Here is a 25705-nt window from a genome sequence, read left to right on the forward strand (position 1 = left end):
CCGTGCCCTCAGTGCCGCGTCTCGGTCGGCGCCGGCGCACTGTCGGCCAGCCTGGCCTTCACGATTTTCACGAACTCTTCAGCGTAGGCCTCGGCGAATTCGATCTGTTGCGCCGGGGTGTAGGCGTGCTTCAGCATCGCGTCGAGGACGCCCCACATCTTGCCCATGACATGCGCTGTCGCGGCGCCTGCTGGCTCGTTCCTCTTGTCAGGATCGAGGCGGTAAGCGGAGATTTCCTCCCCCACAAGGGCGACGACGCGGCAGACGAAGCAATCACACTCAGCCATTGGCCACCGCCTTGTCGGCTTCGGCCGGCGGCAGAAGATGGCGCTCGCGATGCCTGGTGCGGGTCTCCTCCCGTGCCGCCTCGAAGGCAGCCATGCGCGCCTCGTAGGCCATCACTTCGGCCATGGAGCGGTGGCTACGGAAGGGATATTTCTCATCCGCGCGCATGGTCAGGCGCCCTGTTCGTCGAGATCCACGACACGGTCGACGAAGGCGCACGGCATGCGCAGCACGGCATACGGTGCCCCCCCGCGTCGCTTCGAGGATCTGCGCATGGCACCGCCCGCGCTTCACCGTCTCGCCGCTGTACCAGCTCGGCATGCTGCCGATGGTCGTGTAGAGCGTGCCGTTGCCCCGGTAGCGCTTAACGGCATGGCCGGCGCCGTCGGTGACCTCCAGCTTCAGCCGCCCCTCGTCGGCCCCGGTGCCCCAGGCCAGCGCCAGCCTGACGCCATCCTTGATGCCCAGCTTGCCGGCGATGGCTTCGCCGAAATGCATCTGCGCATACTTCTTGCGGGCGCCCAGGCCTGACTGGCGGGTGCTGATCACGATGGCGTCGGCAGGCACCCTGGCGGACGCTGCGGGGCGCGGATCGATGGCTTCAAACGGCATTTCAGTCTCCTTCGGTCGGGGGTGAAACAGCCTTCACGGCCTGGTCCGCCGCGAAGCGATAGGCGCGGCGGCGGACGAAGAACTCGTTGCTGCGATCAGGGTCGCTATAGGACCGGCGGTCTTTGGCGGCGGCCTCATAGGCGCGCCACGTCTCCCAGACAGCGTCCTTCAGCGGCTTCGGCACGCGGCGCCAGTGAGGCAAACACATCAGCTTGCCGGGCTTCTGGATGCCCTCGCAGCCGGGCACCGGGCATAGCTTGCCGACGGCGGTCATTCCGCACCCGCCTTGGTCACCAGCGCGGCTTCCCTGGCGGCGGCGAGTTCGGGCTGCAGAGCTTCCATACGGAGCTTCGCCTCCGCTTCATCCAGGAGGCGCACCGAGGCGTTGTTGTCGTGGAAATGCCGCAGCATCGACGCGGCTGACGTCCAGTAATAGGCGCGGTAGCTGTATGTCTGGCTGGCGAACTCTTTGTATATCTTGCTTCGCTTGCCGACGGCGCGCACCAGGTCGGAAAGCGCCTTCGCACTATGCAGGCGCCTGGTGGCAAGGCGATAGAAGCGCCTGCCTTCCTCTGCCTCACTCGACGACAGAAGCCAGCTATGCATGCAGCACCCGTTCACATAGACGCGGATGCCAAGCTTCAGCTTGCCGATCCGCATCAGGCATGCGGTCACCAGGTAGCCGTCGCAATCGAACCAGACCGTGTTGTACTGGTCGGCCAGCTGCTTTTTGACCGAAGCGATCTGGTCTTTTGTCAGGTGGGCGTAGGCCAGCTCGTTCATGCCGCACCTGCTTTGGCGTCTTCCGCGCGCAGCCGGCGCAGGGCATCGCCCTGCACGACCTCCTCGACGCGGAGGCACAGCCGGTCCCAGGCGGTCATCGGCGCGCGCAGCAGATAGCGGTGCCGGTCGGACAGGCCGATCTCGATCTCGACGGCCTCGTACACATAGCCCGTCGCCTGGAAGCCGACGGTGGCGGCGGCAGGATCGGCCGAGGCCAGCAACACCGGCGCGCGGCGGATGATGGGGGTGCGGACCAGCTGGATCATCAGCCGGCCCTCCTGATGAGATCGCAGGCCGACACCGGCACTCTTGCGACTTTGTGCTTAGGCGCGGAGGTGGTGCGGTAGGTATCGTAAGGGTCGACATAGCCCACCGTCAGCATATCGAGCTTCGGATGCAGGTGGCGGACCACGCCTTCATATGTCCTGCCGTCTATGGTCACCTCGACCTCGTCGAACCTCTCGACGGCGTATTCCTTGTCGTAGCGAAGCTCGATCATGCCGCACCTGCCTTGGCGTTGCCCTGCAAGGCCGCCTCGCCAGCAGCAGTGATGTTGCCGTCGCGGTCCAGATATCTGCGGCGATGGAGGGCAACGAATGTCCCGCTCAATCCTCCGGCCGTTGAACGCCCGCCAGGGAAGCCGTGCGTTGCACTGCGGCCGGCCTTGATGTTTTCGAGCACTTTCCGCATTGCAGGGGATAGCCGCGGTGTCTTGGCCATCAGGCACCCGCCTCGGCCTTGGCGGCCGCGATGGCGGCATCGATCACCGCAAGGTCGCGCTCGATCCCCTCGATGCTGGGCCGGTCCTCGTCGGACAGGGTCTCGCGGAGAGGCTCAAGCGTATTAGGATTGAGGTCGCAGACGGCTTCCAGCGTGCACTGCAGGTCATTGGCGACATAGGTCCGCGCCAGCTCCAGCGCGGTCAGCAGGGCCGCTTCTGTCTCGGACAGGGCGCGGGTCATTCCTCACCCGCCCCGGCGTCGCCGCCATCGTCGTCGCCGTCAGCGGCCGGGGCCATGCCCAGCGCCTGCATGTACAGATCGAGCAGCGTCTCCTGCTCCTGCCGGTCCTCGCGGTCCAGCTTCCGCAGCTTCAGCACCTGGCGCAGGATCTTGGTATCGAAGCCAACGCCCTTGGCTTCGGCGAAAATCTCGCGGATATCGGCGGCCAGCGCTGCCTTCTCCTCCTCCAGCCGCTCGATGCGCTCGACGAACGACCGCAGCCGCTCGCCGGAAATCCCGCCGACATCAGCCATCACGCAGCCTCCCCGGCCGGGGCCGTCTCACCGGTCTCCGCAGCGCTCTTCAGCAGCGCATCGACCAGCTTCTCGACCTCGCCATCGGTCGGCTTGATCACAACCTGGTCGCCGGCCTCGATCACCGTGACGCCGATCTTCTTCAGCTCGGCGACGGTCAGGCCGGCGATGGCCCCCTTCACCGGCTCCTCGGTGGTCTTGATCAGCAGGTCCGCCTGTTCCGGCAGCTGCTTGCGGATCAGCTTGATCACCTGGGCCGCGTCCGGGATCTCGATCTTACCCTTGCCCTTGGCGAGGCCGATCTTGATGCCGTGCATAACGACGGTGCGCGGCCGGACGAACAGGTGCTTGTTGTCCTCGACCAGCAGCTGGATCGCCGAGCGTTCGGCCTCGGCCTCCGCCACCAGCTTCTTGATGATGGGCATCCTGCGGCGGCGGGCCTTGGCGATGTCCGCGTCCAGGTCGCCCACCACTTCGGCCAGCTTGGCCCTGGTCTTGGCGAGGCGCGCGGCGCGGGCTTCGATGTCGCTCAACTGCATGTTCAGGCTCCTTCAAAGGCGGTTGGAAGGCCGGTCAATCGGGCCGGCGATGTCGGATACGGCGCCGGAGAGCGCCAGGCGCTCGGCATGGGGCAGCGGGGCCAGCCGGTGGCGGCGCAGCAGCCGGTCAAGCAGGCCATCAAGAAACAGGGGCAGCAGACGCATGGACGGTCTCCTTCAGTTGGAGTTCGAGACGGTAGAGACGGTCGCGGACATCCGGGTCCGTCCGGCGCAGGCGCTCGATCTGCAGGACGCCATGACGGACGGTCGTGTGGTCGCGGCCGCCGAAGGCCGCGCCGAGATAGGGGTAGCTCCGGCCGGTCAGCTTACGGGCCAGCCAGTAAGCCTCTTGCCGCACCCGTGCGAGCGGCTGCTCTCGGCTTTCGCGCAGCAGCTCCGCGATACGGATACCGGCCTGTCTCGCGACCAGGCGCTGCACGTCGAAGATGCGGATGCGCGACGGGTCCATGGCGGTCATGACGCACCGCCGCGCAACTGGTCGCTCATGGCGATCACAGCGATGGCCAGCTGCTGCAGCTGGGCGTTCACCGGCTGGCGGGTATCAAGGCCGCCGGCAACGCGATGGGCGGTCAGTATCGCGGACGCCACGTCCACCGGTGGTGACGCCTGTGCGACTCCATCCGGCCGGATGGTGACCAGAACCGGAACGGAGGCCTGCCCCTCGCTGGCACCCTCCGGCTGGCAATAGGTCAGCAGCCGGGCGTTCTCCAGCAGCCGGTAGCTGACGACGCGGCCCCAGCTCTTGCTGCCGAGCTGCACGCGCATACCGAGCGGGCTGGTGTCCATCTGGACGGCTCCAGGGCTGTGTGCGGCGGCGCTCATGCTGCGTCTCCGCCGTCCGTGGCCATGGGCCAGGTCGGATAGTGGATGACCGCAGACCGGCCGGGGAAGTCGATGACGATCAACTCGCCAGTACCGTCTTCGGCCGGGCGGCCGGGCAGACCCTTCAGCGCCAGGTCGGCGGCAGCGCCCCATATGACCTGGGCGAGGAAGGACACGCCGCTGGGGGTAAGCCTCTGCCAATCGCCGCGACGGACACGCCCCTCAAGGCCTCCGGCCATGCGCCGCAGATCACCGGCGGCACTTGGCGACACGCCGTCCACCTGGCCGGCCACGTCCTGCAGGATGGCCGCGATCTGCTCCTCCTGCTGGCGCACGGGCGCACCGCCGTCATGCAGCATCTGGTCGATGCCCCAGGCCAGCGCGATCAGCCGGCCGGTCGGATAACTCTGTGTGTGATCAACTGGCATCGTTCTCCTCCTCGATGCGGCTGTGGGGACAACGCGGCCGGCCAATGCCCCGGCAGGCCCGCCACAAGGCAGGGCGGCCGGGCTGGGTGGCCCGCAATGGCTGGCGTTGTTCGGTGATGCAGCGGGCGCGGCTGATCTCGCCCAGGATTGGGCATTCGACGACCAGGCCGGCGAAGGCGCCCAGCACGGCCTGTTCGACCGCGCGCAGATCGCCCTTGTACTTTCCGGCCAGCACCTGGCTGACCGCGCTGGCGCTGTAACCAAGCGCCTGCGCGACCTTCGACTGGCTGGTGCGGTCGGCCTCGCGGGCCAGCGTCTCGATCCAGGCCGGGATGCTTTCGCCCCAGGCGGCACGGGCGCGGTCGATGGCAGCGGCGTTCATGCGTCACCGCCATTCTGCAGCGCGATCTCCTCGCTGGTGTTCGGGTCGTAGATCGTGCCGTAGCGCGCGCTCCAGCTCGGCGCCTGCGGCCCGGTATCGCGGACCAGCAGATAACGGGCGGGCGTCGGCCGCCGCAGTACGTGGACATAGCCGGCTTGGGCGAGGATCGAGAGATAGGCCTGCACCGCCGTCTCCGGCCGCTTCTCGGCCTTGGCAGCCAGCTCGACAATGTCTGCCAGCGTGCCCTTGCGGATTTTGCGCAGCACCCACCAGGTGCGGCCGCGCAGGCCACTTGCCGATGTCAGGCGGCGGCCCTGCGGCACACCTTTGCGCGGCCCGCTGCTGACCTCTGCGTCGCCCTGCCGCGCGGCATCCGTGGCGCGGTAGCAGGCGCGGCGTGGTGTGGTGGCCAAGCCGTTGCGGGTCAGCACGTCCAGCGAGTGCTTGACCTGCTTTGACGACAGGCCGGTGCTGGAGACGATCTGCGATGGCGTCACGCAATCGCCGGTCGCGATGATCTCCCGCAGCACCAGTTCCGCTGTCCGCGCCATTATGCGGCCCTCCGACGGAACACCGGGGCGTCATGGCAGAGCGGCAGGGCCGCCAGATCGGCGGCCGTCATCGGCCGGCCAAGCCTGCGCCCGGCGCGCTCGACCACAGCCAACGCCTTGATGACCTCGCGAATGCGGCCGTCAGCGGCCTTATGGATGGCTGCGACGGCATCCTCGGCAAGGTCGATGTCGATCAGCTCGTTGGCGCAGAGCCGCACGTCGTCGAGCGTCGCCGGCTGGAACTCGATCACGCTGCTGATCCGCGACCAGAGCTGCGGCTGCAGCTTCAGCTTGCCGGCGACATACTCCCGGCCCAGCAGGATCAGCGGCACCTCGACCATGTCGGTCAGGTCGCGCAGCGTCTCCAGCACCGTGATGTCGCGCAGCGTATGCTCGATCTCGTCCACCACGATGGGGCGCGGTTCCTTCGCCAGGATCGTCAGTGCCTGGCCGAAGAGCCTTTCCGTGGTGTTGCCGGGCTGGGTGCCGCCCAGCTCCGCCACCAGGTCACGCATCATCCAGTGCGGGGTGGTTGCGGCTTTTGTGCGCAGGAAGACCGCGTTCTCGGATGCGCCATACCACTGGCCTGTCTTGCTCTTGCCGTGCCCGGCATCGCCGGTCACCAGCATCAGGCAGGCTTCCGGCGCACCCCGATGCTCGACCGCATCGACACCGCCCAGGAACCGCCTGACATTGCTCGTCTGTACAAATCGCGCGCGCATTTCTCCTCCTTTGCTCGCGTCAAGCCGTTTGTTTCGTGATCTCCCCACCGGTCGTGGGCATCTGCTCGGCCAGGGTTTCCACCAGCTGGCGGAAGCTCCGGCGGGCGAGCATTTCGGTAAGCGCCTGGCGCTGCTTCGGTGTGCCGCGCGCCTCGTCCTCAAGCATCCAGAGCGCCCAGGCCAAATCCTCGGTCTGCGCCAGTGAGAGGCCGGTAGGCACATAGCGGCGGTGGCCGGCATAGGCCGGCTCGGATGCAGTCGATTGAACGGGGTTTGAAGCGGGTGTAATGGCCGGCGCGCTGTCGCTGCTGGAAGTGCTGCCGGCACGGCTTTCGATATCGTGGAAGCGCTTGGCCGCAGCCTCTTCCATGTCCGGCGTGAGATCGCGGATAACGATGGGGTCTGCCGGCGCCTGGCGCTCTGGCCCGGCGGCATTGGCGGCGGCTTCCAGCGCCGGTGTCGTGTAGGCGATGGGACCGGCGGGTGCGGTGCCCAGGAGTGCTGCCGCCATGTGGTGCGGCTGGAACTGCTTGCCGGCGCGAAGCAGCTCTGCCCGGCGTTCCTTTACCCAGGCCTTCTGCGCGGTCTTCGCCTGCACGGCGATCTGGCGGCGGTCGAGACCCAGCCGATCCGGGTCGATTGCCACGCAGACAAACTCCCAGGGCTCGGCGCGATAGACGTAGATGCGCCCCATATCCTCGGGGTCCAGTCGGATATCGAAGCGCTCGCCGGTGCCGACCCAGGGGATCAGGGCATCCGACCAGAACCAGGTGCCTTCGACCTTGATGCCCTTCTTGGTGACGGCGCGCTGGCCATCACCGGCCGGCGCAGGGGCCAGCAGCAGGTCAAGCGCGCGCTCATTGCCGATGCGTGGCAGGTCGCCCGTGTAGTGGGCCAGCTTCTCGGCAGGGCTTCGGCCTTCCAGCCCGCCATGCGGCCGGTGTTCGTACTGTGTGCCGGCCCAATAGTCGCAAACCTCCTGCAGCTCTTCGCCAGTCATGGAGACCTGCAGCAGCTTCTCCGGCGATTCGCCGAGGCGCTGCGCGAAGCTCCGGCGGCCCTCGATCTTCTTCCGGTCGGCGACCGAGTGGCCGACGAAGCCGGGCAGCATCGGCATCAGGTCGTGCTGCAGGAAGCCGATATGCCGCTCGACGAAGGCCTTACGCTCCGGGCTGAACGGTGGCGCGGCGTCGTGCCTGATCTGCAGCAGGGCCAGCGCGCGGCGCATGATGGCGCTGGTGAAGTCGCTGCCCTGGTCAGTGCGGATCGTCTCCGGCACGCCCCAGGCCAGGATGGCGCGGCGTATCAGCAGCAGTGCCGCTTCGGTGCGCGGCGTCCGGCTGATATAGACCAGCAGCCGGCGGGTATAGACGTCGATGGCGACATAGATCGACCAGCGCCCATCGACGCAGATCATGTCGGCCGGGCTGGCGTCGATCTCCCACAGTTGATTCGGGCGGACGATGCCCTCCGACGCGCTGCCGACCGCGACCATATGGTGATTCTTCCAGCCGTCCGGGTCGCTGACAGCGGCCAGCGCCTGGCTGTTCTGCTGCCGCCAGGCCGCTATCTCCCGCTGGATTTGCCGCAGCGAGGGCAAGGGCCGCTCTTCCGGCTGGCCGTCGATCTCGATCTGGATGGTCTCGCCGAAGCGCTGGCGCAGCTGGTCGCGCACCGTGCCGGCGGAAAGCATTGGCTGCTGCGCCAGGATGCCGCCCAGCGCGGCCTTGACCTCACTGGCCAGGCCGAGTGTGCTGCGCCCTGCCTGCCCTTTGTAGCGGCCGGCCAGCTGGTTGATGTTCCCTTCCTCGCGCCGGGCAATCCAGCGCCGCAGGGAGGCGAAGCTGATCGTGCGCTCGGTGTCGCGCACCCAGCCTTCAACGGCGATTTCAGTGGCGTTGTACAGTCCGACGAACTTGTGCTGGGCCTGCACCAGACCAAGCCCGCAGGGCGGCCAGAAGGCATCCCAGGCGGCGAGGATTGCCAGCTTGGCATCCAGCCGCAGCTGGCCCTTGCCGGTCAGATAGCGCGGGTCCGGGCGGGCTGCTTTCGCGGGCGCCGGGGCCGGCAGGGCGGGCGCCTGCTTTGCAGCTTCTGCAGCGGCGCGTGCAGCCAGCACCTCTCGCGCTGGCTGAGGCAGGCTGGAGACGTGATACTCAATTCCACCGCCAGATGCCTTGCGCTCTCGGCTCCGCCAGTTTTCACGCTTAGCGCGCGAGGCGATATTCTGTCTTGTGCCCGGCAAACCCGGCAGCGCCAGGCGCGCCAGCTCGGCGGCTGTGAACCATTCCGCCTTCATCGGCCGGCCTCCCGGCGCAACCGACGTGACAGGTCCGCCAGCTCCTCCGCGCGCTCCGCCGCCATTGTCGCCTCGACGATCTTCAGGTAGCGGCGGTCTACCACCGCCCATCCGAACTGGTCGGCCAGCAGGCTCAGCAGCCGCCGGTCGCCCGTCGCGTGGACCAGGGCCAGATAGCGCGGCACGTTGATCTTGTGGGTTTCGCGGGCCTCGCTCGCATAGGCGTCGAGCATGTTCTTGCTGATCGGCTGACCGAGAAAGCGGCCCATTTCGTCGGCGATCTCTTCACGGCTCTTTTCCGATTCCGCCATGACCAGGCTGATGCCCTTCGCGATAGCCGCGTCCAGCGTGGCCGCTCGCACGTCGTCGAAGGTGAACCGCTGCTCCAGGGCCGGCGGCTCCCAGGCGAACAGGTCCAGCGTGCGGGCGTCCTTCGCCTTCATGCCACCGCCCCCGAAAAAAGGCGGCCGGACGCCGAAGCTACGGACGAAGCGCCCGGCCAGTCAGGGAGGAGAACGGATCGCGGAATTGCGGGCCGGACAGTTGTCGAAGGGGCATCAAAGACAACCGCCCGGCCTTGCCCTACACTCGGAGCTTCCACACAGCCGAGGAGGGATTCGATGGACCTTATGCCTGTTTTGGAAGCGATGAGGGCTGAAATGGACGGTGCTGCCGCGCGGACCTTGGCGCACAAGCTGCTGATCAATCGGCTTATCGCAATGGTCGTTCTGGATACGAACGATCCGATCTCGACTATAGAAGCCCTGGAACAGGATATGGCCGCAGATTTACAAGCGCTCATCCTGGGTGAAGACGACGCCACCGCCATGATGCTTCGGTCAAAGGCGCGAGACGAAATCATCGCCGCCTGCCGTGTAGTTCACGCCGGGATTTCAGAACACTTGCGGCAAGGCCCGAAGCGTCCGCCTTCAACGTGAAGCGAGCTGGCAACTGGCCTAGTGGCCGCTCCTCTCGATAGGTCTCCACCCCAGCCGCCCGCAGGCACGCCCTGGCGATGGAAACCAGCAGCCGCTGGCGGAGGCGCATGGCGCTGTTCATGCCGCCTCTCCTGTTTTGACATTGTCGGGGTTGGCCCGCGTGTTACGCTCCGGGGATCGTGTCCGGTGCAGTCGCCGGCCGGTGGTGTCGAAGCGCTCGGGGAACAGCTCCTGCGCGGTCAGGCCAATCGCCTCGGCGATGATTTCCTCAAGGTGCGAGGAGGGCATCAGCAGGGCATTACTGATGGCCTGGCGGGACACGCCGGAATCGCGGGCGAGCGAGCCGAAGCTCAGGCCCCGGATGCGAAGCTGATAGACGACCCAGGCCCGCCGGATGGCGGGTTCTTTCGGGATGTCAACGGTTGATGATGTGATGGACATGACATGAAGATAATCACAAACGTACGAAATGAGAACCGGAAAACGTACGTTCATGCTGATTTTTTGAACATCAGCACGCGAAGAGCATTTAATATATTGTTTTTAATAGATTTAATCCGTTCTTCGTACACCTGCAATCAGGATGCACCTAGCCATGCACCCTGATCAAAACAGCATGAACGTACGATCTGATGATGGCTTCACCGCACGGATGGACGAGCTGGTCCGCAAATCCGGCAGTATTTCCCGGCTAGCAGACGCAGCTGGATTATCGGAGGGGGTTATCCGTAAGTATTTGCGCGGGGCCTCAGACCCTTCTCGCGAACGGCTTGTCGCCCTTGCTCGCGCAGTTGATGTAAGCCTAAAGTGGCTTGCAACTGGGGAGGGCCAAATGCTTGAAAGCCAAACTGCGCAGAAGCAGATGATCACGGCGACAGCCGAGCTGGATGGCTACGTCCAGGTTCCGCGCTACGAAGTGCGGGCATCCGCCGGGGCGGGCGCGCTCGTTCATTCCGAGCAGATCGTTGATTACATTGCGTTTCGTGAGGATTGGGTACGCCGCACGCTGCGGCGAAGCCCGCGCGATATCTGCGTGATCGAAGCCCAGGGCGATTCGATGGAGCCGACGATCAGCAACGGCGATCTGCTGATCGTGGACATGTCGATTGGCACGATCCGCGACGCCGCGATCTATGTGATCAGCTGGCGCGGCGTGCTCCTGGTGAAGCGCATTTCGCCGAAGCTGACCGGCGAGCTGCTGATCTTCTCCGACAACCCGCGCTATTCAGGGGACACGCTGACCGCCGACCAGGCCGCCGAGCTGCACGTCATCGGCCATGTCATCTGGCACGGCGGGCTTTTCTAGGGAGGTTGCGATGGAAGGGTCCGGTCATCCCGATTCCGTGCTGCACGGCGAGAAGAACCGAAAGCGACGTGAGCGGGAAAACAGCCCTTGGTATCAGAAGGGTAAGAAAGGCTTCTGGCCGCTCATCATCGTACTGGCAGTGGTTGGACTTTATGCTGGGAACAGCAGGGATAATAAGCTTCCGCGCGTCGATCCCGCGAAGGTCGATCCTGCCAGGGAAGAAGCCCGCCTGGAACAGGTGCGCCGCGACCTGGCGGCGAAGGAGCAGTACGCAGCGGACACAGCGGCTCTGGAAGCCGCGAAGCCGGACATCCTAAAGGCCGTCATGGGCATGCAGCTCGTGAAGGATGCCGCCTGGGCGCAGAGCGGCTTTCTCTACGTCGGCGTCATCGACAACGGCAAATCCCGCGACATGCTAGCCTGGCAGGCCTGCAACAATGTCCTGAACCACTACCAGGGCAGCAGGGAGGTGACGGTGGTTGTGGTCGACATCGCCAAGATGCTGGCCCGGGGCAGCTTCGACGAGATCGGCAGGGCTTACTGCAAGTGATCAAATCAGGCGTCGCGACACTTTCAGTTTCATGTCGCGCGCCAATTTTTTGAGGGTGACCTAAACACCCGTTCAAACCCGCAGGAAACCGCGGCCCGTCCCACATTATGCCGGGTTGTCCCGCCTTATCCCGGATTACTCAAACCATCTGTCGGGTTACAGTCACCCCCGGTCTTGTACCGGGGGTCCATGTCTCCGCTCGCTGGATAGCGGTCGAGAAAGCTGAACCCTGGATTCCCGGGACAAGCCCGGGAATGACGGTTTGGAGTAGGGCGGCCTACGCCCCCGCCAGACCTTTCAGCCGGTAGAGCGCGTCAAGCGCTTGGCGCGGCGTCAGCTCGTCTGGATTGATGTCGGCCAGCGCCGCCTCGGCGGGTGAGGGGCCGGTCGGCTGTGCCGGCGCCGCAACCGGGCGCTGCACCATGGCGGCGAAGAGCGGCAGATCCTCGGAAATGCGGGCCGAGGTCGCGCCTGTCTCGCCTTCCTCCAGCTTCTTCAGCACGGATTCGGCGCGCGCCACCACCGGGGCCGGCAGCCCGGCCAGCTTGGCGACATGGATGCCGTAGGAGCGGTCGGCAGCGCCTGCCGCGACCTCGTGCAGGAAGACGATCTCGTCCTGCCATTCCTTCACCCGCATGGTGTGGCAGGCGAGGTTTTCCAGCTTCTCGGCCAGCTGCGTCAGCTCGTGATAATGGGTGGCGAACAGCGTGCGGCAGCGGTTCACCGCATGCAGATGCTCGACCGTTGCCCAGGCGATGGAGAGCCCGTCATAGGTCGCCGTGCCGCGGCCGATCTCGTCCAGAATGACCAGCGAGCGCGGACCGGCCTGGTTCAGGATCGCCGCCGTCTCCACCATCTCCACCATGAAGGTGGAGCGCCCGCGCGCCAGATCGTCCGCCGCACCGACGCGGCTGAACAGCCGGTCCACCACGCCGATCCGCGCGCTTCCTGCCGGCACAAAGCCGCCGATCTGCGCCAGAATGGCGATCAGCGCGTTCTGCCGCAGGAAGGTCGATTTGCCGGCCATGTTCGGGCCGGTCAGCAGCCACAGCCGCTTTCCGCCCTCCAGCACGCAATCATTGCCGACGAAACGCTCGCCCGCCGCCTGCAGGGCTGCCTCCACCACCGGATGGCGGCCACCGGCGATGGCGAATTCCGTGCCCTCGGTCGTTTCCGGGCGGACATAGCGGTTGTCCGTCGCCAGCTCGGCCAGCGCCGAGGCAACATCCAGCCGGGCGATGGCATTGGCAGCCAGCGCGATGGCATCGGCATGGGCCGTCACCTCGCCGACCAGATCGCGGAACAGCGCCAGCTCCACTGCCAGCGCCTTGTCGGCGGCGCTGGAGAGTTTCTGTTCCAGCTCGCCCAGCTCCACCGTGGTGAAGCGCACCGCGCTGGCCATGGTCTGGCGGTGGATGAAATCCTCATGCGCCAGCAGCTTGTCGCCGTGACTGGTCGAGACCTCGATGAAATAGCCCAGCACGTTGTTGTGCTTGATCTTCAGGCTGGAAACGCCGGTTTCCTGCTGGTAGCGCGCCTGCAGCCCGGCGATCAGCCGCCGGCTTTCGTCGCGCAGCATGCGCAGCTGGTCCAGTTCCGGCGCATAGCCTGGCGCAATGAAGCCGCCATCGCGGGTCAGCACCGGCAGGTCCGGCGCCAGAGCGCGGCCGAGCCGGTCCACCAGCGCGCCATGCCGGCCAAGATCGTCGAGCGCCTGGGAAATCCCCTTCGGCAGCGGCGCCAGCGAGGGCGCGCCGGCCAGATCGCGTAGCACCGCACTTTCCGCCAGCGCGTCGCGGATCGCCGCCAGGTCGCGCGGGCCGCCGCGATCCAGCGTCAGCCGGGTCAGCGCGCGCTCCACATCCGGGCAGCGCCTCAGCGTCTCGCGCAGCTTCCCGCGCAAGCCCTCCTGATCGAAGAAGAACTGCACCCGGTCCAGCCGGTCCTCGATGGCCGGCACGTCGGTCAGCGGTGCCGACAGCCAGGCCGCCAGCAGCCGCGCGCCGGCCCCCGTCACCGTACGGTCGATGACGGAGAGCAGGCTGCCCTTGCGCTCCCCCGTCTGGGTGCGGGTCAGCTCCAGCGAGCGGCGTGTGGCGGCATCGATCTCCATGACCGCGCCGGCCTGCAGGCGGCGCGGGGCGGAGAGGCGGGGCAGCTTACCCTTCTGCGTCAGCTCGACATAGTCCACCAGCGCGCCGGCAGCGGCCAGTTCCGCCCGCTCGAAGCTGCCGAAACTGTCCAGCGCCTGCACCTCGTACAGCGCCATCAGCCGCTTCTCGCCGGCCACGCTGTCGAAGCGGGAACCGGGCTGCGGCGTCATCACCTGCTTCCAGTCGGCGAAGGCCTCGAACAGCGCCTCGCGCTGCAGCAGCCGGTCGGGCAGCAGCAATTCCTGCGGATCGAGCCGGGCGAGCACAGCGGCCACCGACTTCTCCTCCAGCGGCTGCACCTGGAACTCGCCGGTGGACATATCGACCCAGGCGATGCCCAGCTTGCCCTGCGCATCGGCCAGGCAGACCAGATGGTTGTGCCGGCGCGCATCCAGCAGCGTGTCCTCGGTCACCGTGCCCGGCGTGACGATGCGCACCACTTCGCGCCGCACCAGCGACTTGCCGCCACGCTTCTTCGCTTCCGCCGGGTCCTCCACCTGCTCGCAGATCGCTACCTTGTAGCCCTGCCGGACAAGGCGGGAGAGATAGGCGTCATAGGCATGCACCGGCACGCCGCACATCGGCACGTCCTGGCCGGCCTGCTGACCGCGCTTGGTCAGCGTGATGTCCAGCGCGGCGGCGGCGGTGACCGCATCGTCCAGGAACAGCTCGTAGAAATCGCCCATGCGATAGAACAGCAGGCAGTCCGGGTGTGCCCGCTTGGTCTCGATGTAATGCGCCAGCATCGGCGTCGTGGCGGCCGGCTCCTGGGGAGTTTCCGGAGAAATATCTGTCTGGGCGTTCAAGGCGGCATCGCACGGGTTTCGGTGACGGTGGCCGACCATAGCATTTCGCGTCCGCTGCCCGGAAGGCCGCAAGCCCCTCCCCATGCGCCTCCCCAGGCCGCTCTGGTGAAAGAGCCACTGGTAATGCCACTTTCGCCCAAGTAGCTTAAAAGGCGAAAAAGAAAGGCGCCCCGACCGGCGCCGGAGGAAACCCAAGGATTCCGTCAATGGACAGCACCGAGAATACGAACAAGCGCATCACCGACGAGGAGGCGCTGGCCTTCCATTCAGCCGGCAGGCCAGGCAAGATCTCGATTGCCCCGACCAAGCCGCTGACCACCCAGCGCGACCTGTCGCTGGCCTATTCGCCCGGCGTCGCCGTGCCCTGCCTGCATATCGAGAAAGACCCGCGCCTAGCCTATGAATACACCTCCAAGGGCAACCTTGTGGCGGTGATCTCGAACGGGACGGCGGTACTGGGGCTGGGCGATATCGGCGCGCTGGCCTCCAAGCCGGTGATGGAAGGCAAGGCGGTACTGTTCAAGCGCTTCGCCGACGTCGATTCCATCGACCTTGAGGTTGATACCAAGGATGTCGAGGAATTCATCAACGCGGTCCGCTTCCTGTCGCCCAGCTTCGGCGGCATCAATCTGGAGGATATCCGCGCGCCGGAATGCTTCATCATCGAGCAGCGCCTGCGCGAGGAGATGGACATCCCCGTCTTCCATGACGACCAGCACGGCACAGCCATCATCGCGGCGGCCGGCATCATCAATGCGCTGCACCTGACCGGCCGCGACATCAAGAAGAGCCGCATGGTCATCAACGGCGCCGGCGCGGCGGGCATCGCCTGCGCCGAGCTGGTGAAGGCCATGGGCATGCCGCATGACAATGTCATCCTTTGCGACACCAAGGGGGTCATCTACAAGGGCCGCAGCGCCGGCATGAACCAGTGGAAATCGGCCCATGCGGCGGAGACCAAGGCACGCACCCTGACCGAGGCGCTGGAAGGCTCCGACGTGTTCTTCGGCCTGTCGGCCAAGGGCGCCGTCACTCAGGACATGGTGAAGAAGATGGCGGACAAGCCGATCATCTTCGCCATGGCCAACCCGGACCCGGAGATCACGCCAGAGGAGGTGAGGGAAGTGCGGCCTGACGCCATCGTCGCCACCGGTCGGTCGGACTATCCGAACCAGGTGAACAACGTGCTGGGCTTCCCCTACATCTTCCGCGGCGCGCTGGACGTGCAGGCGAGCGAGATCAACGACCAGATGAAGATTGCCGCCGCCGAGGCCATTGCTGCATTGGCCCGCGAGGACGTGCCGGACGAGGTGGACCAGGCCTATTCCGGCCGCCGGCTGCGCTATGGGCCGGAATACATCATCCCGGCGCCGTTCGATCCGCGCCTGATCGTCGCCGTCTCCTCGGCGGTCGCCCGTGCCGCGATGGATACCGGCGTCGCGCGCAAGCCGATCGAGGACATGCGCGCCTACCGCAACGAGCTGTCCGCCCGTCTCGACCCGACGGCGGCAAGCCTGCAGCGCATCTTCGACAGGGTGGCGGCGAATCCGAAGCGCGTGGTCTTCGCCGAGGGCGAGGAGGAGCAGACGATCCGCGCCGCCGTGCTGTTCAAGAATGCCGGCTATGGCACGCCGGTGCTGGTCGGCCGTGAGGACCGGGTGCGCGCCACCATGGCGCAGATCGGCCTCAGCGATCCGGGCGGCATCGAGGTGCACAATGCGCGGCTGTCCACCAACAACAAGAAATATACCGAGTTCCTCTACAAGCGCACGCAGCGCAAGGGCGCGCTGTACCGCGACTGCCAGCGGCTGGTGAACCAGGACCGCAACGTCTTCGCCGCCTGCATGGTAGCCAGCGGCGATGCCGATGCGATGGTGACCGGCCTGACGCGCAGCCTTGCCGTGTGCCTAGACGACATCACCAGGGTGATCGACCCGCAGCAGGGCAAGCGCCTGTTCGCGCTGGCCATGGTGATTGCGGCCAACCGCACCGTGTTCATCGCCGACACCTCGGTGCATGAGCTGCCGAGCGCTGAGGAGCTGGCCGATATCGCCGTGCAGACCGCCGCCAAGGCCCGCGCCCTGGGCCACGAGCCGAGGGTGGCGCTGCTGTCCTTCTCCAATTTCGGCAATCCGAACCGGGAGAAGGCACAGCGTATCCGCGAGGCGGTGGAGATCCTCGACCGGCGCAATGTCGATTTCGAGTATGACGGCGAAATGTCCGCCGATGTGGCACTGAACCCGGAGCTGCACAAGCTCTACCCGTTCTGCCGCCTGACCGGGGCCGCCAACATCCTGATCATGCCGGCCCTGCATTCGGCCAACATCTCCTACAAGCTGATGCAGGAGCTGTCGGGCGCCTCGGTCATCGGTCCACTGCTGATCGGGCTGGAGAAGCCGGCGCAAATCGTACAGATGGGCGCCACCGTTTCCGACATCGTGAACGCGGCGGCCCTGGCGGCGCACGACGCCGTACGCTGACCTTACTCCAGCCAGGCTGAATCAACTCAAAAAGGGCAAGGGGTTGTGAGACCTCTTGCCCTTTTCTGTTTTTCCGACTTAGGCTGCACGCATAAAAACTAATGACTAATGATCGTACGGCCAGATTCAACTGCGCCTCGAAAAAGGGAAAGGGAGGAAACCAAAATGAAAAGACTCGTATTGTCTCTTGCCGCCGCCGCCATAGTTGGCGCCGCTGGTCTCGGTGCTGCCCAGGCTGCCGAGAAGCTGAAATTCGCCCATGTCTATGAGACCACCGAGCCCTATCACAAGCGGGCGCTGGAAGCGGCCGAGGAAATCAAGAAGCAGACCAATGGCCGCTACGAGATCGAGGTCTTCCCGGCCTCGTCGCTCGGCAAGGAATCCGACATCAATGAGGGCCTCGGCCTCGGCACGGTGGACATCATCTATACCGGCGCCCTGTTCGCCGGTCGCTTCTATGGGCCAATCGCGATTTCCGGAGCCCCCTTCATGTTCCGCGATCTCGATCACTGGAAGTCCTACGCCGCCAGCGACCTGTTCGGTGAGCTGTCCGCGGGCTATCGCAAGAAGACCGGCCATCAGGTGCTGGCACTGACCTATTACGGCCAGCGCCATGTCACCTCGAACAAGCCGATCCTGAAGCCCGAGGACATGAAGAATCTGAAGATCCGCGTGCCGGACGCGCCGCTCTACCGGATGTTCCCGGAAGCGGTCGGCGCCAACCCGACGCCAATTGCCTTCGCCGAGGTCTATCTCGCCCTGCAGCAGGGCGTGGCCGACGCGCAGGAGAACCCGCTGCCGACCATCCAGGCCAAGAAGTTCTATGAGGTGCAGAAGCACATCAACCTGACCGGCCATATCACCGACGCCCTGCTGACCATCGTCAGCGGCATGCGCTGGGACGGCATGAAGCCGGAGGATCAGAAGATCTTCGCCAGCGTGCTGAAGGAGGCTGCCGCCAAGGCGACCGCCGATATCGTCGAGTCGGAGCAGAAGCTGGCCGACTGGTTCGTGAAGGAAGGCGTCACCGTGAACAAGGTGGATCGCGGCCCGTTCCGCGAGGCCGTGGTGAAGCTGCATAACGGCCCGTCCGCGACCTGGGACAAGGCGACCTACGACAAGCTGCAGGCGCTGAAGTAAGCGACCCGCGACGCCGGTCCGCCCCACCCAGACACGGAAGCCTTGCAATGAGCGACGATTCCGCGAAAACCCAGCTGTTTCCCGAGGACGAACCCGATTCGGCGGTCGATCTTTCCGACTTCCGGCCGGAAGATATCCTCAACCTGCTGGTGTTCTGGGCGCTGGCCGGCGTCGTGTTCCTGCAGTTCTTCACGCGTTACGCGCTGAACAATTCCATCGGCTGGACCGAGGAAATCGCCCGCTATCTGCTGATTGGCGTCGGTTTCCTCGGCTCCATCATCGCGACGCGCAAGAACACCCATATCGCGGTGCAGTTCTTCTACCGCTACCTGTCGGTCAATGTCGGACGGGGGCTGTCCACGCTGGTCGATCTCGGCAACATCGCCTTCTATGCCGCCGCCACCTGGATTTGCATCAAGCTGGCGATGCGCACGCGGCAGTACATGGCCGTGGTCGATCTGCCGAAATCCATCGTCTACTGGGTCGTGGTGGCCGGTTTCGCCGGCATGACGATCTATTCCGTCCTCGTCGCGCTGAAGCACTGGCGCCAGGGCTATAGCGACCTGACCCGGCCGACCGGCGACATCAAGACGACGGACTGACGCCCGCTTCTCCTTATTTTCCCCTCAGTCGGAGGCTGCGACCGTGCTGCTGACCCTGCTGTTCGTGATGTTGTTCGGCATGCTCGTGATGGGCGTTCCTGTCGCCATCGCCCTGTCCGCCTCCTCGCTGATCTATATCCTGCTGGCGGGGACCGTGCCGGACGTGGTGGTGCTGCACCGGATGGTGAATGGCGTGGACAGTTTCCCGCTGCTGGCCATTCCGTTCTTCATCCTGGCCGGCAATCTGATGAATTCCGCCGGCATCACCAACCGGATCTTCGACTTCGCCAAGGCCTGTGTTGGCTGGGCGCGCGGCGGCCTTGGCCATGTGAATATCGGCGCCAGCGTGATCTTCGCCGGCATGTCCGGTGCGGCAGTGGCCGATGCCGGCGGCCTTGGCACCATCGAGATCAAGGCGATGCGCGATGCCGGCTATGATGATGAATTCGCGGTCGGCGTCACCGCAGCCTCCTCCACCATCGGGCCGATCATCCCGCCCTCGCTGCCCATCGTGATCTATGGCGTGATGGCGAATGCCTCTATTGGTCAGCTGTTCGCCGCCGGCTTCATCCCCGGCCTGATGATGGCCGGGGCGCTGGCGGTCATGGTGTTCTGGTACTCGCACAAGCGCGGCTATCCGCGCGATTCGGCGTTCTCCGCACGGCGCCTGGTGATGAGCTTCTTCTATGCCATCCCCTCGCTGATGACGCCGGTCATCATCATCGGCGGCATCCTGTTCGGTCTGTTCACCCCGACCGAAGCCGCCATCGCCGCCGTGTTCTATGCGCTGCTGCTGGGGGTGCTGGTCTATCGCACGCTGGGCTGGCGGCGCATCGTGCGGGTCACCATGGACACGGTCGAGACCACGGCGATCATCCTGCTGATCGTTGCCGGCGCTTCCATCTTCTCCTGGATCCTGACCAGCACGCGGGCGACCGAGCATTTCGCCGATATCGTCCTGCATGTCACCGAAAATCCGATCCTGATCCTGCTGCTGATCAACCTGATCCTGATCGTCGTCGGCTGCTTCATGGAGACCATCGCCGCCATCACCATCCTGGTGCCGGTGCTGCTGCCGGTGGTGGAGAAGCTGGGCATCGACCCGGTGCATTTCGGCGTCGTCATGGTGCTGAACCTGATGATCGGCTTGCTGACGCCGCCGGTCGGCATGGTGCTCTATGTGCTGTCGCGGGTATCTGGCGTATCCTTCGAGCGATGCGTGGCCGCGACGGCGCCGTTCCTGATCCCGCTTGTAACGGTGCTGCTGCTGATCACCTTCATACCGCAGCTCTCATTGTGGCTGCCGACCCTGATCTATCGCTAATCCCCCTGCGCTGGGGGCGCCCTGTAGGAGGGGCATGAGCCAATGTCCGGAACCGAGAGCCTCAGCATCCGCCTGCATCCGGCGGACAATGTCGTGGTTGCCCGCCTGGCGCTGATGCCGGGCACCGCCCTGCCGGCGGAGAAACTGACGGTCAACGGCTCCATCCCCGCCGGCCACAAGGTGGCCACAGCGCCGATCCGGGCCGGCGAGCCGATCCGCAAATACGACCAGATCATCGGCTTCGCGACCGACGACATCGCGATCGGCGATCACGTCCATGTGCAGAATGTCGAGATGCGCGATTTCGAGCGCGACTATGCCTTTTCCAGTGCCGCGAAGCCAACCGCCTATGTACCGGAGGCGGAGCGCGCGACCTTCCAGGGCTTCCTGCGCCCGACCGGAATGGCCGGCACCCGCAACTATATCGGCATCCTGACCTCGGTGAACTGCTCGGCCACGGTGGCGAAATACATCGCCGCCGCGATCACGCCGGACATTCTGGCGCAGTACCCGAATGTCGATGGGGTGGTGGCGCTGGTGCATTCCACCGGCTGCGGCATGGCAGATTCGGGGGAGGGCTACGCCAATCTGCAGCGCACCTTGTGGGGCCATGCCCGGCACCCGAACTTCGCCGGCATACTGATGGTCGGCCTCGGCTGCGAGGTCAATCAGATCGACTTCCTGCTGGAGGCCTACGGGCTGGAGCGCGGCCCGCGCTTCCAGACCATGACGATCCAGGACATTGGCGGCACCCGCAAGACCGTGGACCGCGGCGTCGAGATCGTGAAATCCATGCTGCCGGCCGCGAACGAGGCGCGCCGCACCAGCGTGCCGGCCAGCCACCTGACGCTGGCGCTGCAATGCGGCGGTTCCGACGCCTATTCCGGCATTACCGCCAACCCGGCGCTGGGCGCGGCCGCTGACCTGCTGGTCCGGCATGGCGGCACGGCGATCCTCTCTGAAACGCCGGAAATCTATGGCGCCGAGCATCTGCTGACCCGGCGCGCCATCGACCGCAAGACCGGCGAGAAGCTGATCGAGCGCATCCGCTGGTGGGAGGAATACACCAGCCGCAATGGCGGGGAGATGAATAACAACCCCTCGCCCGGCAACAAGGCCGGCGGCCTGACCACCATCCTGGAAAAGTCGCTGGGTGCCGCTGCCAAGGGCGGCACGACAAACCTGACCGGCGTGTTCAAATATGCCGAACCGATCAACACCAAGGGCTTCGTGTTCATGGATTCGCCGGGCTATGACCCCTGTTCGGTGACCGGGCAGGTGGCCAGCGGCGCCAACATCGTGTGCTTCACCACCGGGCGCGGCTCGGTGTTCGGCAACAAGCCCTCGCCCTCGCTGAAGCTTGCCACCAACTCCGCCATGTACCGCAAGCTGGAGGAGGATATGGATGTGAATTGCGGCGCCGTGCTGGATGAGGGCATCTCGATCCAGGATATGGGCCAGCGCATCTTCGACCTCATCCTGCGCGTGGCCTCTGGCGAGAAATCCAAGAGCGAGGCCCAGGGTTTCGGCGATGCGGAATTCATCCCCTGGCAGGTTGGCGCCGTAATGTAACGATATGGCGGTTGACCGGCGGCATCCCTGCCGGCCTATGCTGTAGGTTCCGTTAAGCCTTCCGCCAGCCCGAGGCCCCCATGCCCGCAACCCGACTGTCGCGCTCCGCGATCGTCAAGACCAGCCTGCTGCTGTCCCTGCCTGTCGGGCTGGTGCTGCTGGTGCTGGTCGCCGGCGGCCAGCTGAATGGCTGGCCCGCCCTGCTGGGCTGGGCGATTTCTCCCGGCATCTTCGCGTTGCTGGTGCAGCGTCATTTTCAGCGCATTGCCCGGCTGGAAGCGGCGGTTGAGGGCGGTTCGGCGGAGATCGAGCCGAACAGCCCGCTCGCCCCGTTGGCCGGCCGCATCGAATCGCTGCATCGCGTGCAGGCGGAAAATCTGGGCGCCCTGCGGCAGCGCCTCCATGCCGCCCATGTCGCGCTGGAATCGCTGCCCGACCCGCTGCTGCTAATCGATGCCGAGGCAACCATCGTGGCCACCAACCGGGCCGCCCGCGAGATCTTCGGCGAGGCGCTGGCGGGCAGGGCGGTCGCCAGCAATCTGCGCCATCCGGAGGTGCTGAAGGCGGTGGAGACGGCCCTTGAACAGGGGCAGGGCCGCACTGTCGAGATGACCATGCTGGTGCCCATCGAGCGCAGTTTCGCCGTCAGTGTCGAACCGTTGCGCGAACCGGGGCCGGATGACAGCCGGGCGCTGATCCTGATGCACGAGCTGACGGCGATGAAGCGCACGGAGCAGATGCGCGCCGATTTCGTTGCCAATGCGAGCCATGAGCTGCGCACGCCGCTCTCCACGCTGGTCGGCTTCATCGAGACGCTGCGCGGCCCGGCCAAGGACGATCCGGAAGCGCATGAGCGGTTCCTGGAAATCATGCATGAGCAGAGCCTGCGCATGTCGCGGCTGGTGAACGACTTGCTGTCGCTTTCGCGGATCGAGCTGAACGAGCATACGCCGCCGCGCGGGCTGGCCGACCTGTCGCGCATTCTTTCCAGCGTGAAGGCGACGCTGGACATGCAGGCGGCGACCAAGGACATGGACATCCAGCTCGATATCGAGGACGGGCTGCCGCCGGTCACCGGCGACGAGGACGAGCTGGCGCAGGTGGCGCAGAACCTGATCGACAATGCGACCAAATATGGCCGGCCCGGCACACCGATCCGGGTAACGGCCCGGCGCGCCGACAGCGTGCCGGCAGCCTTCCCCAAGGCACCGCATGGCGCGGTCCTGATCCGTGTTCAGGACCAGGGCGAGGGCATCCCGCGCGAGCATATTCCGCGCCTGACCGAACGGTTCTACCGGGTCGACAAGGCGCGCAGCCGCGATCTTGGCGGCACCGGTCTTGGCCTTGCCATCGTGAAGCACATCGTCAGCCGCCACCGGGGGGCGCTTTCCGTCGACAGCCAGGTCGGCAAGGGCAGCGCCTTCACCGTCTATCTGCCGGTCGCCGCATCCGCGGGCTGAACGGCCGCCGCGAAAACCCCCGATTCGATGTCGATGTAATAAAAGCGTCATCGAAACGTAGTATTTATGCCGTGCAAGCCCGTTATTGATAGCGCAGGCGCACGGTCCGCCATCGATCATGCCCTTGGAAAGGAAGCCTCATGCCCACCCATACCGTGAAATCCTTCGACGAGGAATTGAAGCGGCTGATGAATCTCATCTCGCAGATGGGCGGGCTGGTGGAGACGCAGGTGCAGGACTGCATCCAGTCCCTGGCGAAGCGCGACAGCACCATCGCCGAGCGGGTGATCCAGGGCGATCTGAAGATCGACAGCCTGGAGCATGATGTCAACGATCTGACGGTTCGCATGCTGGCACTGCGCCAGCCGCTGGCCGAGGATCTGCGCCGCGTTGTTGGCGCGCTGAAGATTTCCGCCGATCTGGAACGCATTGGCGACTACGCCGCGAACATCTCCAAGCGGTCAGTGGCCCTGAACCAGGTACCGCCGGCACGGCCCGCGACCGGTATACCGCGCATGGGCCGGATGGTGCAGCAGATCCTGAAGGAAGTGCTGGACGCCTATGTCGAACAGGATGCCGAAAAGGCCCTGCTGGTCTGGCGCCGGGACGAGGAGGTGGACGAGATGTACACCAGCCTGTTCCGCGAGCTGCTGACCTACATGATGGAAGACCCGCGCAACATCACGCCCTGCACGCATCTTCTGTTCATGGCGAAGAATATCGAGCGCATCGGCGACCATGCCACCAATATCGCCGAGACGCTGTACTACCAGGTAACCGGCCGGCCGCTGACCGCCGAGCGGCCGAAGGGCGACACCAGCGCGTTCACCGTCGTCGAGCCGGAGAACTGACCTACGGTTTGAAACATTTCCACTGGCCTTTTTCCCTTGAGGCCTGCCGAGATTGGACCACACGATGAAGCCGCTGATCCTGATTGTCGAAGACGAAGCCGCGATCGTCACGCTGCTCAGCTACAATTTGGAGCGCGAGGGCTTCCAGGTCCTCGAAGCGCGCGACGGCGAGGAAGGGCTGCTGCTGGCCACCGAGCGCCGGCCCGACCTGATCCTGCTGGACTGGATGCTGCCGCTGTTGTCCGGCATCGAGGTCTGCCGCCGGCTGCGCCGCACCCCGCAGACCCGCAGCATCCCGATCATCATGCTGACGGCCCGCGGCGAGGAAGGCGACCGGGTACGAGGCCTGAATGCCGGCGCCGACGATTACGTCACCAAGCCCTTCAGCCCCAGCGAACTGCTGGCCCGCGTCCGCGCCGTCATGCGCCGCGCCCGGCCTGCCGCCGATGCCGAGACGCTACGCTGCGGCGACATCGTCATGGACATTGCCGCCCACAAGGTGAAGCGCGGCGACCGCGATGTGCATCTTGGGCCGACCGAATTCCGCCTGCTGCGCCATTTCCTGGAGCATCAGGGCCGTGTCTTCTCCCGCGAACAACTGCTGGATTCGGTCTGGGGGGCGGATGTCTATGTCGAGCCGCGCACCGTGGATGTGCATATCCGCCGGCTGCGCAAGGCGCTGAACGAGGATGCCGAGGGCGACCCGATCCGCACCGTCCGGTCGGCCGGCTATGCGCTGGATGCCGTCGCGCCGCAATTCGCTTGACACTCCATCAGTGCGTCGACTCTATATAAGAAATTAATGTAAAATATTATTTTATTCCCGTTTATCGCCCTGTCATTCCGGCTTTTTCGGCGAGTCTTCGAGCTGGCTCAAGAGCGCCGCGAGCCTCTCCTCGTCCAGGATCCCGATCTTCCGCGCCAGCTGGTGCGCCAGCCTGGTGGCGCTTGGCGACAGGCCGGCCGTGTCGATGGTGACGCGCGGATGGGATATCTCCGCCAGCCGATTCAGCGCTTCCGCATCGTCCCAGATGAGCCCAAAATAACCGCAGATCTGATGGATCAGCCCGTCGGTGGGCCGGCCGCGATGGCCATGCTCCAGCGCCGAGAGATAGGCCGAGGAGACCTGCAGCGCAGCCGCCATCTCCTTCAGTGTAACGCCACGCGCGGCACGCAGCGCCCGCAGCCTTTCCCCGAATGGCGTCATGCCTCCTCCCGCACCCGACGCAGCAGCACATAGAGCGCACCGCCGCCGCCATCCTTTGGCTGGGCATGGACGAAGGCCAGCACCTTCTCGCGGTTGCCGCCCTCATTCAGCCAGCGCGGCACCTCGCGCTTCAGCACGCCAGCCTCATAGCGGCCGAATTCGTCACGCCGCGTCCCCTTGCCGGTGATCACCAGCACGCAGCGCAGGCCGCGCGCCTGCGACCGGGCGATGAATCCGTTCAGTGCCACATGGGCGGCATCCTGCGTCATCCCATGCAGATCGATGCGCGCCTCAATGGCGACCTGGCCGCGTTTCAGGCGCATCTGGCTGCGCTTGTCGAGCCCTGGCGCGCTATCATGCTTCAGGGCCGGCAGGATGACCGGCGCCTTGACCGGCTGTGCGACCGGCTGAGGAAGTGGCTCGTCCTTTGGCACCCGGCCGCGCTTGCGGCTGGCCGGCGCCATGCCTTCGGCCTCGGGGGGGGCGGGAACCGGTTCCGGCGGCAGCTCATCCAGCCTGCCCAACCGCAGGCGCTTATCCTGCGGCAGCGGCTTGGCATCCTTCACGACCTGGCGGAAAAGCTCAGCCTCGTCCTTGCTGGCGCGCCGCCGGGCCAT

General features: G+C 65.6%; 34 protein-coding genes and 1 pseudogene. 12 read left to right on the top strand and 23 right to left on the bottom strand.

The features are described 5' to 3' along the window. Positions 1-8: 8 nt before the first annotated feature. Genes P24_RS02785 through P24_RS02865 form a run of 19 tightly spaced genes read right to left on the bottom strand, consistent with a single transcriptional unit; the run spans position 9 to position 9142 of the window. A complete protein-coding gene (locus P24_RS02785) occupies positions 9-287 on the bottom strand; it encodes a hypothetical protein (protein ID WP_008943175.1) in 279 nt (92 codons plus the stop codon). Beyond that, positions 280-897 (bottom strand): hypothetical protein, encoded by a 618-nt coding sequence (locus P24_RS02790; RefSeq protein ID WP_008943176.1) that lies wholly within the window; start codon positions 895-897, stop codon positions 280-282. Before P24_RS02790 ends, P24_RS02785 begins: the two co-directional genes overlap by 8 nt. Position 898: 1 nt before the next feature. Next, on the bottom strand, positions 899-1171 hold the full coding sequence (locus P24_RS02795; protein WP_008943177.1) for a hypothetical protein: 273 nt from the start codon (positions 1169-1171) through the stop codon (positions 899-901). After that, positions 1168-1680 carry a hypothetical protein gene (locus P24_RS19040; protein ID WP_008943178.1) on the bottom strand — a complete coding sequence of 171 codons (513 nt, stop codon included), beginning with the start codon at positions 1678-1680 and terminating at the stop codon, positions 1168-1170. Before P24_RS19040 ends, P24_RS02795 begins: the two co-directional genes overlap by 4 nt. Next, positions 1677-1946, bottom strand: a complete 270-nt coding sequence (locus tag P24_RS02805) for a hypothetical protein (RefSeq protein WP_008943179.1) — start codon at positions 1944-1946, stop codon at positions 1677-1679. The genes P24_RS19040 and P24_RS02805 overlap by 4 nt, the downstream gene beginning before the upstream one ends. Beyond that, complete coding sequence (locus P24_RS02810; RefSeq protein ID WP_008943180.1) at positions 1946-2179, bottom strand: hypothetical protein; 234 nt, start codon at positions 2177-2179, stop codon at positions 1946-1948. The genes P24_RS02805 and P24_RS02810 overlap by 1 nt, the downstream gene beginning before the upstream one ends. Beyond that, positions 2176-2400 carry a hypothetical protein gene (locus P24_RS19975; protein ID WP_156816142.1) on the bottom strand — a complete coding sequence of 75 codons (225 nt, stop codon included), beginning with the start codon at positions 2398-2400 and terminating at the stop codon, positions 2176-2178. Before P24_RS19975 ends, P24_RS02810 begins: the two co-directional genes overlap by 4 nt. Beyond that, positions 2400-2642, bottom strand: coding sequence for a hypothetical protein (locus P24_RS02815; RefSeq protein WP_008943181.1), 243 nt, complete (start codon positions 2640-2642; stop codon positions 2400-2402). The genes P24_RS19975 and P24_RS02815 overlap by 1 nt, the downstream gene beginning before the upstream one ends. Further along, positions 2639-2935, bottom strand: a complete 297-nt coding sequence (locus P24_RS02820; protein WP_008943182.1) for a DUF2312 domain-containing protein — start codon at positions 2933-2935, stop codon at positions 2639-2641. The genes P24_RS02815 and P24_RS02820 overlap by 4 nt, the downstream gene beginning before the upstream one ends. Next, positions 2935-3474 carry a host-nuclease inhibitor Gam family protein gene (locus P24_RS02825; protein ID WP_008943183.1) on the bottom strand — a complete coding sequence of 180 codons (540 nt, stop codon included), beginning with the start codon at positions 3472-3474 and terminating at the stop codon, positions 2935-2937. The genes P24_RS02820 and P24_RS02825 overlap by 1 nt, the downstream gene beginning before the upstream one ends. 12 nt (positions 3475-3486) lie before the next feature. Next, on the bottom strand, positions 3487-3639 hold the full coding sequence (locus P24_RS19980) for a hypothetical protein (protein WP_156816143.1): 153 nt from the start codon (positions 3637-3639) through the stop codon (positions 3487-3489). Beyond that, positions 3614-3952: a helix-turn-helix domain-containing protein gene (locus P24_RS02830; RefSeq protein ID WP_008943184.1), complete on the bottom strand. Its 339-nt coding sequence runs from the start codon at positions 3950-3952 to the stop codon at positions 3614-3616. Before P24_RS02830 ends, P24_RS19980 begins: the two co-directional genes overlap by 26 nt. Next, positions 3949-4317 (bottom strand): hypothetical protein, encoded by a 369-nt coding sequence (locus P24_RS02835; protein WP_156816144.1) that lies wholly within the window; start codon positions 4315-4317, stop codon positions 3949-3951. The genes P24_RS02830 and P24_RS02835 overlap by 4 nt, the downstream gene beginning before the upstream one ends. Next, positions 4314-4745 (bottom strand): hypothetical protein, encoded by a 432-nt coding sequence (locus P24_RS02840; RefSeq protein WP_008943186.1) that lies wholly within the window; start codon positions 4743-4745, stop codon positions 4314-4316. The genes P24_RS02835 and P24_RS02840 overlap by 4 nt, the downstream gene beginning before the upstream one ends. After that, entirely contained in the window at positions 4735-5127 is a 393-nt protein-coding gene (locus tag P24_RS02845; protein ID WP_008943187.1) for a hypothetical protein, read from the bottom strand. The genes P24_RS02840 and P24_RS02845 overlap by 11 nt, the downstream gene beginning before the upstream one ends. Next, positions 5124-5678 carry a hypothetical protein gene (locus P24_RS19045; RefSeq protein WP_008943188.1) on the bottom strand — a complete coding sequence of 185 codons (555 nt, stop codon included), beginning with the start codon at positions 5676-5678 and terminating at the stop codon, positions 5124-5126. The genes P24_RS02845 and P24_RS19045 overlap by 4 nt, the downstream gene beginning before the upstream one ends. Continuing rightward, positions 5678-6400 carry an AAA family ATPase gene (locus tag P24_RS20250; protein ID WP_008943189.1) on the bottom strand — a complete coding sequence of 241 codons (723 nt, stop codon included), beginning with the start codon at positions 6398-6400 and terminating at the stop codon, positions 5678-5680. The genes P24_RS19045 and P24_RS20250 overlap by 1 nt, the downstream gene beginning before the upstream one ends. 19 nt (positions 6401-6419) lie before the next feature. Continuing rightward, positions 6420-8699: a Mu transposase C-terminal domain-containing protein gene (locus P24_RS02860; RefSeq protein ID WP_083859469.1), complete on the bottom strand. Its 2280-nt coding sequence runs from the start codon at positions 8697-8699 to the stop codon at positions 6420-6422. After that, positions 8696-9142 (bottom strand): phage regulatory CII family protein, encoded by a 447-nt coding sequence (locus tag P24_RS02865; protein WP_008943191.1) that lies wholly within the window; start codon positions 9140-9142, stop codon positions 8696-8698. Before P24_RS02865 ends, P24_RS02860 begins: the two co-directional genes overlap by 4 nt. Positions 9143-9319: 177 nt before the next feature. On the opposite strand from P24_RS02865, the gene P24_RS02870 reads away from it, so the two are divergent. After that, a complete protein-coding gene (locus P24_RS02870; RefSeq protein WP_008943192.1) occupies positions 9320-9637 on the top strand; it encodes a hypothetical protein in 318 nt (105 codons plus the stop codon). Between the two features lie 117 nt (positions 9638-9754). On the opposite strand, the gene P24_RS02875 is transcribed toward P24_RS02870, so the two are convergent. Continuing rightward, entirely contained in the window at positions 9755-10132 is a 378-nt protein-coding gene (locus P24_RS02875) for a helix-turn-helix domain-containing protein (RefSeq protein ID WP_202802345.1), read from the bottom strand. 157 nt (positions 10133-10289) lie between these two features. Between P24_RS02875 and P24_RS20685 the strand changes: the two are divergent. The 3 genes and pseudogenes from P24_RS20685 to P24_RS02885 form a co-directional block, all read left to right on the top strand. After that, positions 10290-10439, top strand: a pseudogene (locus P24_RS20685) (helix-turn-helix domain-containing protein); the annotation flags it as partial. A 30-nt stretch (positions 10440-10469) separates the two neighbouring features. Further along, a complete protein-coding gene (locus P24_RS02880) occupies positions 10470-10943 on the top strand; it encodes a S24 family peptidase (RefSeq protein WP_008943194.1) in 474 nt (157 codons plus the stop codon). Positions 10944-10953: 10 nt separating this feature from the next. Further along, on the top strand, positions 10954-11493 hold the full coding sequence (locus tag P24_RS02885) for a hypothetical protein (RefSeq protein WP_008943195.1): 540 nt from the start codon (positions 10954-10956) through the stop codon (positions 11491-11493). 277 nt (positions 11494-11770) lie between these two features. Here P24_RS02885 and mutS read toward each other — a convergent pair whose 3' ends face one another. Beyond that, entirely contained in the window at positions 11771-14392 is a 2622-nt protein-coding gene (gene mutS, locus P24_RS02890; protein WP_008943196.1) for a DNA mismatch repair protein MutS, read from the bottom strand. A gap of 266 nt (positions 14393-14658) precedes the next feature. Here mutS and P24_RS02895 point away from each other — a divergent pair, with 266 nt between their 5' ends. The 8 genes from P24_RS02895 to phoB all read left to right on the top strand — a co-directional run bounded on the left by P24_RS02895 (position 14659) and on the right by phoB (position 24647). Continuing rightward, positions 14659-16932, top strand: a complete 2274-nt coding sequence (locus tag P24_RS02895) for an NADP-dependent malic enzyme (RefSeq protein WP_008943197.1) — start codon at positions 14659-14661, stop codon at positions 16930-16932. A 165-nt stretch (positions 16933-17097) separates the two neighbouring features. After that, positions 17098-18072, top strand: a complete 975-nt coding sequence (locus tag P24_RS02900; RefSeq protein WP_040706289.1) for a sialic acid TRAP transporter substrate-binding protein SiaP — start codon at positions 17098-17100, stop codon at positions 18070-18072. Between the two features lie 47 nt (positions 18073-18119). Next, positions 18120-18674, top strand: coding sequence for a TRAP transporter small permease (locus P24_RS02905; RefSeq protein WP_008943199.1), 555 nt, complete (start codon positions 18120-18122; stop codon positions 18672-18674). 43 nt (positions 18675-18717) lie between these two features. Further along, positions 18718-19998 (top strand): TRAP transporter large permease, encoded by a 1281-nt coding sequence (locus tag P24_RS02910; RefSeq protein ID WP_008943200.1) that lies wholly within the window; start codon positions 18718-18720, stop codon positions 19996-19998. A gap of 42 nt (positions 19999-20040) precedes the next feature. Beyond that, complete coding sequence (locus P24_RS02915; protein WP_008943201.1) at positions 20041-21570, top strand: UxaA family hydrolase; 1530 nt, start codon at positions 20041-20043, stop codon at positions 21568-21570. A gap of 80 nt (positions 21571-21650) precedes the next feature. After that, complete coding sequence (locus P24_RS02920) at positions 21651-23030, top strand: ATP-binding protein (protein WP_008943202.1); 1380 nt, start codon at positions 21651-21653, stop codon at positions 23028-23030. A 140-nt stretch (positions 23031-23170) separates the two neighbouring features. Further along, entirely contained in the window at positions 23171-23881 is a 711-nt protein-coding gene (gene phoU / locus P24_RS02925) for a phosphate signaling complex protein PhoU (RefSeq protein WP_008943203.1), read from the top strand. 64 nt (positions 23882-23945) lie between these two features. After that, positions 23946-24647, top strand: coding sequence for a phosphate regulon transcriptional regulator PhoB (gene phoB / locus P24_RS02930; RefSeq protein ID WP_008943204.1), 702 nt, complete (start codon positions 23946-23948; stop codon positions 24645-24647). A gap of 72 nt (positions 24648-24719) precedes the next feature. On the opposite strand, the gene P24_RS02935 is transcribed toward phoB, so the two are convergent. Next, complete coding sequence (locus P24_RS02935) at positions 24720-25088, bottom strand: helix-turn-helix domain-containing protein (RefSeq protein WP_008943205.1); 369 nt, start codon at positions 25086-25088, stop codon at positions 24720-24722. Continuing rightward, the gene (locus P24_RS02940) at positions 25085-25705 is read right to left on the bottom strand and encodes a Smr/MutS family protein (RefSeq protein WP_008943206.1); all 621 of its coding nucleotides are present in this window, start codon (positions 25703-25705) and stop codon (positions 25085-25087) included. Before P24_RS02940 ends, P24_RS02935 begins: the two co-directional genes overlap by 4 nt.

It is taken from the genome of Oceanibaculum indicum P24, from assembly GCF_000299935.1.
Taxonomy (GTDB): Bacteria; Pseudomonadota; Alphaproteobacteria; order Oceanibaculales; family Oceanibaculaceae; genus Oceanibaculum; species Oceanibaculum indicum.

Coding starts and splice junctions, on each gene's coding strand:
- phoB (WP_008943204.1), top strand. CDS start 23,946: ATGAAGCCGCTGATCCTGATTGTCGAAGACGAAGCCGCGATCGTCACG.
- P24_RS02940 (WP_008943206.1), bottom strand. CDS start 25,705: ATGGCCCGGCGGCGCGCCAGCAAGGACGAGGCTGAGCTTTTCCGCCAG.
- P24_RS02870 (WP_008943192.1), top strand. CDS start 9,320: ATGGACCTTATGCCTGTTTTGGAAGCGATGAGGGCTGAAATGGACGGT.
- P24_RS20250 (WP_008943189.1), bottom strand. CDS start 6,400: ATGCGCGCGCGATTTGTACAGACGAGCAATGTCAGGCGGTTCCTGGGC.
- P24_RS02885 (WP_008943195.1), top strand. CDS start 10,954: ATGGAAGGGTCCGGTCATCCCGATTCCGTGCTGCACGGCGAGAAGAAC.
- P24_RS02905 (WP_008943199.1), top strand. CDS start 18,120: ATGAGCGACGATTCCGCGAAAACCCAGCTGTTTCCCGAGGACGAACCC.
- mutS (WP_008943196.1), bottom strand. CDS start 14,392: ATGCTGGCGCATTACATCGAGACCAAGCGGGCACACCCGGACTGCCTG.
- P24_RS02795 (WP_008943177.1), bottom strand. CDS start 1,171: ATGACCGCCGTCGGCAAGCTATGCCCGGTGCCCGGCTGCGAGGGCATC.
- P24_RS02835 (WP_156816144.1), bottom strand. CDS start 4,317: ATGAGCGCCGCCGCACACAGCCCTGGAGCCGTCCAGATGGACACCAGC.
- P24_RS02935 (WP_008943205.1), bottom strand. CDS start 25,088: ATGACGCCATTCGGGGAAAGGCTGCGGGCGCTGCGTGCCGCGCGTGGC.
- P24_RS02840 (WP_008943186.1), bottom strand. CDS start 4,745: ATGCCAGTTGATCACACACAGAGTTATCCGACCGGCCGGCTGATCGCG.
- P24_RS02860 (WP_083859469.1), bottom strand. CDS start 8,699: ATGAAGGCGGAATGGTTCACAGCCGCCGAGCTGGCGCGCCTGGCGCTG.
- P24_RS02875 (WP_202802345.1), bottom strand. CDS start 10,132: ATGAACGTACGTTTTCCGGTTCTCATTTCGTACGTTTGTGATTATCTT.
- P24_RS02915 (WP_008943201.1), top strand. CDS start 20,041: ATGTCCGGAACCGAGAGCCTCAGCATCCGCCTGCATCCGGCGGACAAT.
- P24_RS02825 (WP_008943183.1), bottom strand. CDS start 3,474: ATGCAGTTGAGCGACATCGAAGCCCGCGCCGCGCGCCTCGCCAAGACC.
- P24_RS02810 (WP_008943180.1), bottom strand. CDS start 2,179: ATGATCGAGCTTCGCTACGACAAGGAATACGCCGTCGAGAGGTTCGAC.
- P24_RS19045 (WP_008943188.1), bottom strand. CDS start 5,678: ATGGCGCGGACAGCGGAACTGGTGCTGCGGGAGATCATCGCGACCGGC.
- phoU (WP_008943203.1), top strand. CDS start 23,171: ATGCCCACCCATACCGTGAAATCCTTCGACGAGGAATTGAAGCGGCTG.
- P24_RS02920 (WP_008943202.1), top strand. CDS start 21,651: ATGCCCGCAACCCGACTGTCGCGCTCCGCGATCGTCAAGACCAGCCTG.
- P24_RS02805 (WP_008943179.1), bottom strand. CDS start 1,946: ATGATCCAGCTGGTCCGCACCCCCATCATCCGCCGCGCGCCGGTGTTG.
- P24_RS02895 (WP_008943197.1), top strand. CDS start 14,659: ATGGACAGCACCGAGAATACGAACAAGCGCATCACCGACGAGGAGGCG.
- P24_RS19975 (WP_156816142.1), bottom strand. CDS start 2,400: ATGGCCAAGACACCGCGGCTATCCCCTGCAATGCGGAAAGTGCTCGAA.
- P24_RS02845 (WP_008943187.1), bottom strand. CDS start 5,127: ATGAACGCCGCTGCCATCGACCGCGCCCGTGCCGCCTGGGGCGAAAGC.
- P24_RS02815 (WP_008943181.1), bottom strand. CDS start 2,642: ATGACCCGCGCCCTGTCCGAGACAGAAGCGGCCCTGCTGACCGCGCTG.
- P24_RS02880 (WP_008943194.1), top strand. CDS start 10,470: ATGCTTGAAAGCCAAACTGCGCAGAAGCAGATGATCACGGCGACAGCC.
- P24_RS02830 (WP_008943184.1), bottom strand. CDS start 3,952: ATGACCGCCATGGACCCGTCGCGCATCCGCATCTTCGACGTGCAGCGC.
- P24_RS19980 (WP_156816143.1), bottom strand. CDS start 3,639: ATGCGTCTGCTGCCCCTGTTTCTTGATGGCCTGCTTGACCGGCTGCTG.
- P24_RS02900 (WP_040706289.1), top strand. CDS start 17,098: ATGAAAAGACTCGTATTGTCTCTTGCCGCCGCCGCCATAGTTGGCGCC.
- P24_RS02820 (WP_008943182.1), bottom strand. CDS start 2,935: ATGGCTGATGTCGGCGGGATTTCCGGCGAGCGGCTGCGGTCGTTCGTC.
- P24_RS02785 (WP_008943175.1), bottom strand. CDS start 287: ATGGCTGAGTGTGATTGCTTCGTCTGCCGCGTCGTCGCCCTTGTGGGG.
- P24_RS19040 (WP_008943178.1), bottom strand. CDS start 1,680: ATGAACGAGCTGGCCTACGCCCACCTGACAAAAGACCAGATCGCTTCG.
- P24_RS02790 (WP_008943176.1), bottom strand. CDS start 897: ATGCCGTTTGAAGCCATCGATCCGCGCCCCGCAGCGTCCGCCAGGGTG.
- P24_RS02865 (WP_008943191.1), bottom strand. CDS start 9,142: ATGAAGGCGAAGGACGCCCGCACGCTGGACCTGTTCGCCTGGGAGCCG.